Raw genomic sequence first — 7,974 nt, 5'->3', positions numbered from 1 at the left:
AGATCTCGTCGCCGTCGATCAGCCGGGAGTCGAGCTGGAATTCGCGGGCATGCTCCAGCCACGCCTCGTGCTGGGCGATGTCCTGCGGCGTCTCGCAGAGATAGAAAATCCCGGCCTTGCGGAAGCCGGTCTCGGCCTCGACCCGGGTGTTCATGCCCTCCCAGAGGCGCAGGCTTTCGATCGCCAGCGGCAGCTCGGAAGGGTCGCGGCCCATCTTGCGGCACCAGCCCCAGTTACGGCTGGACTGCTCGCCGCCGATGCGGCCCTTCTCGCAGAGCGCGACCGACAGCCCCTTCTCGGCCAGGAACAGCGCGGTCGCGGCGCCGATGATCCCGCCGCCGACCACGACCACGTCGGCCCTGCCCGGCAGGGCCGGGTCGGAGGCGACCGGATCAACTGGCGGCGACATCGACACCCGCCCCGCCGGTCTGGCCGACCGGTACTCTGCACGCGCAGCCCCACGCCATGACGCGTCTCCCGCCGTCGTGAACCGAAGCCTTCCCTATCCGCAGGGCGGTTGGCGTGCCTTTTTCCGGCACGAATTCCCGGCTTGCGTCTGATTTTCGAAAGAATGCTAGGCAGCTCTACGCCGTCATGGAAAATTCATTTATTCGAGCTTTCCATTCCGAATTGGAATGAGCACCTGACGGGGCCGCGCATGCACAGGATCAAGATCCGGCACCTCGAGACCCTGATGGTGTTCATGAAGACCGGCTCGGTCACGGAAGCGGCGGAGATCCTGGGCACGACCCAGCCGAACGCCAGCAAGTCGCTGAAACAGCTGGAGGGGGCCATCGGCATCTCGCTGTTCCAGCGCAACGGCGGACGGCTGCAGCCGACGCCGGAGGCCGAGATCCTGTTCGCCCATGCGGCCCGGCTGATGGAGGAGTTGGCCTTCATCGAGACGCTGTCGGGCGACCTGGCGCGGCTGAAGAGCGGCTTCGTCCAGGTCGCCACGCTGGCCACGTTCGGCGTGGCCCTGCTGCCGCTGGTGGCCGAGGCGTTCAATGCCCGCTACCCGGATGTCGTCGTCCAGATCGACGTCGTCGATTCCGACAAGATCCATTCCTTCGTCAGCCGGGGGAACTACGATCTCGGCCTGGTCCACCATCCGAGCCAGGAGGTGGACCTGACCGCGCGGACGCTGCGCACCGGGTCGATGGTCTGCATCCTGCCGGCAGCGCATCCGCTGGCCCGGCGCCCTGGGATCAAGGCGGCGGATCTGGCCGGGATGCCGCTGATCACCTATCCCAGGACCCTGCCCTTCGGCGCCGCGATCGCCAAGACGCTGGCCGATGAGGGCGTGCAGGTCCGCAACCCGCTCTCGGCCAATCACAGCCATGTGGTGCGCAAGCTGGTCGAGCGCGGCCGCGGCCTGGCCCTGGTCGACGAGTATTCGGTCTGGGACGCGGCGGCGGCGCCCGGCATTGCGGTGCGGCCCTTCGAGCCGCGCATCCCGGTCTCGATCGGCATGATCGTATCGCAGCGACGGCCGCTGTCGCTCGCCGCGCAGGCCTTTCTCACGGCGCTGCAGGACGCGCTGGCCACGCCGCCGCTGTAGCCGCCGTCGGACGTCCCGGCCTGCTAGTCCCGCTGCAGGGCGTACCAGTCCGGCGAGGACTCGAAGCGCAGCGGCGGCTGCCCTTCCCGCGCGGCGCAGGCGATCTTCGCGACGAACCGGCGCTTCACCTCGCTCGTCCGCAACCGGCAGAGATCTTCGGGATGGGGATTGTCGTTGGCCGGAGGCCGCGGCGGGTTCATGGCGTCATCGAAATACGGTGGACTATGCCACCAGATTGGCACCGATGCCGCGGAGCCTCCAGCGAAATGCGAAGCGCGCCGGGCCGGCGCGCAGCCGTGTCCAATATGGAATGCTTCGGGAAGCAGGAGTTATTTTTGAATGATCAGATGCGTGAATGAAATAACCTCCTATCGGCACAAAGTTGCGATAGCCGATGAACGGCCGTTCACAGTGCCCCGGCCTGGGCGGCCACGGACCGTGGGACGTTGGCGGGGGCTAGCTGCTATAGGGGTGGTCTAGGGACAGCGCCGGGCCTGCCCCCGGGGAGATGCAGCCGTGCCGGACGAGCCATACCGCCTTCGCCGCCGCGAGGTCATTCATCGCACCTCCACGACCACCGTGATCCGCGCCGTCCTCGAGGACGGCCGCTCCGTCGTCCTGAAGGAGATGATGGGGGAGACGGCGGTCGGTTTGGTCGACCGGCTGCGCCACGAGCACGACATCCTCTCGCGCTTCGACTCCGCCCTCGTGGTCCGCCCTGTCGGGGTTTGGTCCGACGGGCCGGCCCTGGTGCTGGAGGATATTGGCGGGATCACCTTGTCCGAGTGGATCGCCGCCGCCCCGCCGGACCTGGCCGGCCGGATCACGGTCGCCGAGGCCCTGGCGCTCGGCCTGGCCCATGTGCATGAGCGCGGCGTCCTGCACGGCGACCTGTCCACCCACAACATCGTCATCAATCCGCAAGACGGCCGGATCAACTACATCGATTTCGGCGGGGCCCTGGCGCTCGGCCGCGGCGAGTCCACCCCGGCCGAGGCCCTGCCGACCGTGCTGGACCTGACCGCCGTCGCCCCGGAGCGCACGGGCCGGATGAACCGGCCGGTCGACCACCGCGCCGATCTCTATTCGCTCGGCGCCATCCTGTACCAGCTGTTCGCGGGCCGGCCGCCCTTCCTGGGCGAGGAGCGGCTGGACCTGCTGCACGCCCATCTGGCCCAGCGCCCCGTGCCGCTGGACGAGCTGCTGCCCGGCTTTCCCACGGTGCTGGGGGAGATCGTCACGGCGCTGCTGATGAAGGACGCGACGGCGCGCTACCGCAATGCCGCCGACCTCGCGGAGGACCTGGGACGCTGCCGCGCCGGCTTTGAGCCCACGGGCGCGGGGGGCGGGCGGATTGCCGCCTTCGCCCTCATGGCCGGCGACGACGGCGATGCCTTCGGCGATTCGATCCTGTACGGCCGGGCAGCCCCGCTCTCCATCCTGGAGGAAGCGTTCGGCATGGCGCGGGACGGCCGCAGCGGCGCCGTGCTGGTGACGGGCGCGCCCGGCATCGGCAAGACCGCGCTGGCCGCCGGGATTCGTGATCGCGTGGCCCAGGCCGGCGGTCACTTCGCCGCCGGCAAGTTCGAGCAGCAGCAGCGCGACGTGCCCTATCTCGGCCTGGCCCACGCCTTCGCCGGGCTGGTCCGCAGCGTGCTGACTGAGCCCGACGCCATGGTCGCCGCCTGGCGTACGGCCCTACTGGACCGGCTGGGCCGTAGCGCCGGTGCGCTGGCCGAGCTGGTGCCCGGCCTCGACCGGCTGATCGGCCCGCAGCCGCCATCCATCCCGCTGGCCCCGGCCGAGGCCGGCAACCGGCTGACGCAGGCGGTGCAGGATCTGGTCGCCGTCTTCGCCACGCCCGACCATCCGATGGTGCTGCTGGTCGATGATCTGCAATGGGCCGACGCCGCGAGCCTGGAGCTGCTGGGCCCGATCTGCCGCGCCGCGCCGTCCGGCGGGCTGCTGCTGATCGGCACCTGCCGCGACGGGGAGGCCGATCCCGGGCAGGCGCTGCACGATGCGCTCTGCGCCCTTGACGCGCAGCTCGGCGGGGTGCTCCGCATCGACCTGCAGCCGCTGGCGCCGGACGATATCGAGGCGATGCTGGCCGCGGCCTATCGCGGAGAGCCCGGCGACATGGCCGCCGCCGCCGCCCTGGTGCATGCCAAGACCCTGGGTAACCCGCTGTTCGCGCGGCAGCTGCTGGGCCATCTGCGCGAGACCGGGGCGATCGGCTCGGCTGGCCGCTGGGACCTCGGCCGGATCGCGGCGGTGCAGGCCACCGACAATGTGGTCGGCTTCCTGGCCGACCGCATCGGCCATCTGCCGGCGGAGCTGCGGCGCGTGGTGACCACCAGCGCCTGCCTGGGCATGCAGGTCGATGCCGACGAGTTGGGCGCCGTCCTCGATATCGACGGACCGTCGCTGCGCGCCATTCTCGACAGCGCGGTGGCGGAAGGGCTGATGACGGCGCGCGAGGGCGGCTTCGCCTTCGCCCATGACCGGATCCGCGAGGCGGCCTATCGTCTCGCCGACGATCCCGCCGGGCTGCACCGCCGCATCGCACGGCTGCTGCTGGAGCGGACGGTGCCCGATGAGCTGCCGGGCGCCGCCTTCGCCATCGCCCGCCATCTGAACGCTGCGGGACCGATGGACGATGATCCGGATCTGCGGGCGCGCTGCGCCGGGATCAACCTGATCGCCGCCCGGCAGGCGCGTGCCGCCGCCGCCTTCGGGCCGGCGCGCGACTATGCCGAGACCGGGCTGGGCCTGACCGATCCCGGCCAGTGGGATACCCGTTACGCCGATATGGCCGAGGCGGCGCTGGTGCTGGCCGAATGCCGAATGCTGACCCAGGACCACGCCGCCTTCGATCGCGAGGTCGAGGGCCTGGCCGCCCGGCTCAGGGACGACGAGCACCGGCTGCAGTTGGCCATGCTGCAGCTGGTGTCGCTCGATGCCCGGCTGATGGAGAACGAGGCGATCGAGGTCGGCCGCCGGGCGTTGCGACTGGTCGGGATCGAGCTGCCGGAGACCCCGGAGCAGCAGCAGGAGGCCGTCGGCGCCGAATTCGCCGAGTTCCAGCGGCTGATGGCCGGGCGCCCGGCCGAGGTGCTGCTGGACCTGCCGCCGCTGCGGGACCGGCGCCTGGCGGCGGCGATGCAGATCCTGTTCCGTCTGGCGCCGGACGCGCACAACACGCTGCAGCCGGCGCTTTTCGCGCTGATGGCGCTGCGCAACGCCAATCTGATGCTGCAGCATGGCGGCGACACGCTGGCGCCCGGCATCATCGTCACTCTGGCCCTGACCCTGCGGGGGATGACCGGCGACAGCGTCACGGCGGATGCCTTTGCCCGCACCGCGGTCGCCCTGGACGCCAAACTCGGCCACCCGCTCACCGCCAGCACGACCTTCGTCTACACCTATTTCCTGCGGCACTGGCTGCACCCGCTGGACGGCGCGCTGCAGCTCAACCTCGACGGCATCCGCGCCGGCTTCGAGATGGGCGACATCCAGTTCGGCGCCTATCACGCCGCCGCCTATGTCATCCACCTGCTGGGCAGCGGCGGGGGGCTCGCCGAGGTCGCCCGCATCGGCGAGGAGCATCTGCGGCTGATCGGCGAGAAGAACCGCACGGCGGCCGAGCATTGCCGGATGCAGATCGACTTTGCCGCGGCGCTGATGGGCGCGTCGGCGGCCCCCACCAGCATGGCTCGCGACCGGGTGCGCAGCGAGGCGGAGGAGGATGCCTGGCTGCAGGCCCTGGATTTCGTCGCCCGCGGCAACTACCTGATCCGTCGCCTGCAGCTGGCCGTGCTGTTCCGGGATGCCGACCTGGTCCGGCACCTCGTCGGCCCGACGGCGGCCAGCCTGCCCGCGGTCGCCGGCGTGGCAGTCGAGGCCGACGGCGTCGCCTTCCTGCTGCTGGCCACCGTGGCGGAGGGCAGCCGCCGGGATGACGGCTTCGCCGCGCTGCGCGACAGGCTGCTCGGCTGGAGCGAGCAGAACCCGCACAATTTCGGCGCCCTGCACCATCTGGTCGAGGCAGAGCTGGCGCGCGTCGAGGGCCGGGCCGGCGATGCGCTGCGCCTCTATGGCGACGCCATCCGCCGGGCCGAGGCCAGCAAGCTGACCCACCACGCCGCCCTGGCCAACGAACAGGCCGGGCGCTTCTGCCTGGGGCTGGGCAACGAGGTGTCCGGCATGGCCCATCTGCGCGAGGCGGCGACGCTGTACGGCTATTGGGGGGCGGCGGCCAAGGTCGCCGCGCTGGAGGAGGAGTTCCCGCGCCTGGCGGTGCGGTCGCGCCCCGGGCGGGCCTCGCTGCGCGAGTCCCACAGCTCGACCGGTGAGGACGACATCGACTTCCGGGCCGTGCTGCGCGCCGCCCATTCGATCTCCGGCGAGATCGAGCTGCGCCAGCTGGTGCAGCGGGTCCTCGGCGCGATCCAGGACAGCGCCGGCGCCTCCTACGGCGTCCTGGTGCTGCGGCGCGACGACGGGCTGCATGTCGAGGCCGTCGGACGCAACCGCGAGGTCTCGCTGCTCGCCGGCGACGGATCGGGCCGGCTGGAGGACAGCGATGCCGTGCCCCAGTCGGTGCTGTCCTATGTGCTGCGCACCCGCGAGGCGCTGGTGCTGGACAACGCCCAGCATTCGCCCGAATTCCTGCGTGATCCCTATATCCGTGCCCATCGCGTCGCGTCGATCCTGTGCGCCCCGCTGGATGAGCGCGGCCAGGTCGACGGCCTGATCTATCTCGAGAACAACCTGGCCGCCGGCGTCTTCAGCCCGCGCCGGCTGGAGGTGGTGCAGGTCCTGGCGGCGCAGGCGGCCATCGCCCTGGCGAATGCCCGGCTGTTCACCGCGCTCGACGGCGCGCGCACCGACCTGCTGCGGGCCAATGAAGGACTCGAGCAGAAGGTGACGGAGCGCACGGCGGAGCTCGACACCGCCCGCAAGCGCGCGGTGGCCAAGGAACGGGAGGCGCGGCGGGCCCGGCGGGCCGCAGAGATCGCCAACGAGGCGAAGTCGCGATTCCTTGCGGTCGTCAGCCACGAGATCCGGACGCCGATGAACGGCGTGCTGGGAATGCTGCAGATCCTGGACCGCGATCCCTTGCCCGAGGAGCAGCGCCGGTATCTGGAGATCGCCGAGGAATCGGGCCGGTCGCTGCTGGACCTGATCGACGGTATCCTCGACTACGCCCGGCTCGAGAACAGCCAGGAGTCGCTCGACCTGCACGATTTCGACCTGCGCCGGCTGGTCGCCGACGCGGTCGAGCTGATCCGCCCCCAGGTCGCGGCGAAGGGGCTGTCGCTGGCCCTGTCGATCGACGCGCCGCCGGAGGCGATCCTGCACAGCGACCCGCGCCGCCTCGGCCGCGTGCTGATCAACCTACTGAGCAACGCCGTCAAGTTCACCGCCGACGGCGGCATCACCGTGACGGTCGAGCTGGAGCCGATGGCCGGGGCGATGCCGCGGTCGACGCTGCGCATGGCGGTGGCGGACAGCGGCATCGGCATCGCGCCCGAGATGCACGAGCGGATCTTCGGCGACTTCATCCAGGCCGATTCCTCGATCGCGCGCCGCTATGGCGGCACCGGGCTGGGACTGGCGATCTGCCGCCGGATCATCGACCTGCTGGGCGGCACCCTGACGGTGGACAGCACGCCCGGAACCGGCAGCACCTTCCGCCTGGCCGTGCCGGTGACGCCGGGGACGGCGCAGCCGCAGGCGCCTGTCCCGATCACCGCCGGCCCGGTGCTGTCGGTCCTGGTCGTCGACGACGACCCGATCAATCGCGCCGTGGCCGCCGGGCTGCTGGGCCGGCTGGGCCATCGCGTGACCCTGGCCGACAGCGGCCAGGCGGCGATCGAGGCGGCGGCGGCCGGCGGGTTCGACGTGGTCATGATGGACCTGCACATGCCCGGCATGGACGGGCTGGAGGCGACGCGGCGGATCCGGGCGTTGCCGGGCGACCACGAGCCGCCCCAGATCCTGGCGCTGACCGCGGACCTGACCGACGGCAGCCGGCAGCGCTGCGCCCTGGCGGGCATCGAGCGGATCCTGGGCAAGCCGCTACAGCTGGCAGTGCTGCAGCGCATGCTGGCCGCGGTCTCGGAGGCGCGGTCGCCGGTCGAGCCGCCGGCACTGGCGACCGACCCGACGGCCCTGGTGGACGGGGAGTTTTTCACCGAGCGCCAGGAGATCCTCGGCACCGGCGAGCTGGCCCGGTTGGCGCTGATGTTCCAGCGAGTGTCGCGGCCGCGTGGTCCGGGCGATCGACGCCGCGGCCGGGACCGGCGATCGCCGCGACATGGCGCGGCTGGCCCATCGCCTCAGCAGCTCCGCCGGCGCGCTGGGCCTGATCCGCCTGGCCCGGCAGGCCAGCGCGATCGAGGCCGGCG

The 7,974-nt window shown here is 71.3% G+C and carries 3 protein-coding genes and 1 pseudogene; 3 read left to right on the top strand and 1 reads right to left on the bottom strand.

From position 1 onward, the window contains the following. On the bottom strand, nucleotides 1-409 hold a 409-nt coding region (locus P409_RS19900; protein WP_152613448.1), incomplete at its 3' end, for an NAD(P)/FAD-dependent oxidoreductase. Nucleotides 410-658: 249 nt separating this feature from the next. Between P409_RS19900 and P409_RS19895 the strand changes: the two genes are divergently transcribed. The 3 genes and pseudogenes from P409_RS19895 to P409_RS41600 all read left to right on the top strand — a co-directional run. After that, complete coding sequence (locus tag P409_RS19895) at nucleotides 659-1,561, top strand: LysR family transcriptional regulator (RefSeq protein ID WP_034842236.1); 903 nt, start codon at nucleotides 659-661, stop codon at nucleotides 1,559-1,561. 516 nt (nucleotides 1,562-2,077) lie between these two features. Then, nucleotides 2,078-7,615: pseudogene (locus tag P409_RS38095) on the top strand (AAA family ATPase); the annotation flags it as partial. Between the two features lie 268 nt (nucleotides 7,616-7,883). Beyond that, on the top strand, nucleotides 7,884-7,974 hold a 91-nt coding region (locus P409_RS41600), incomplete at its 3' end, for an Hpt domain-containing protein (RefSeq protein WP_430515648.1).

Source organism: Inquilinus limosus MP06, assembly GCF_000767795.1.
GTDB classification, from domain to species: domain Bacteria; phylum Pseudomonadota; class Alphaproteobacteria; order DSM-16000; family Inquilinaceae; genus Inquilinus; species Inquilinus limosus_E.
Note: the sequence above shows the minus strand (reverse complement) of the source record. Positions and strands in the feature narration are given on the sequence as shown.

Coding starts and splice junctions, on each gene's coding strand:
- P409_RS19895 (WP_034842236.1), top strand. CDS start 659: ATGCACAGGATCAAGATCCGGCACCTCGAGACCCTGATGGTGTTCATG.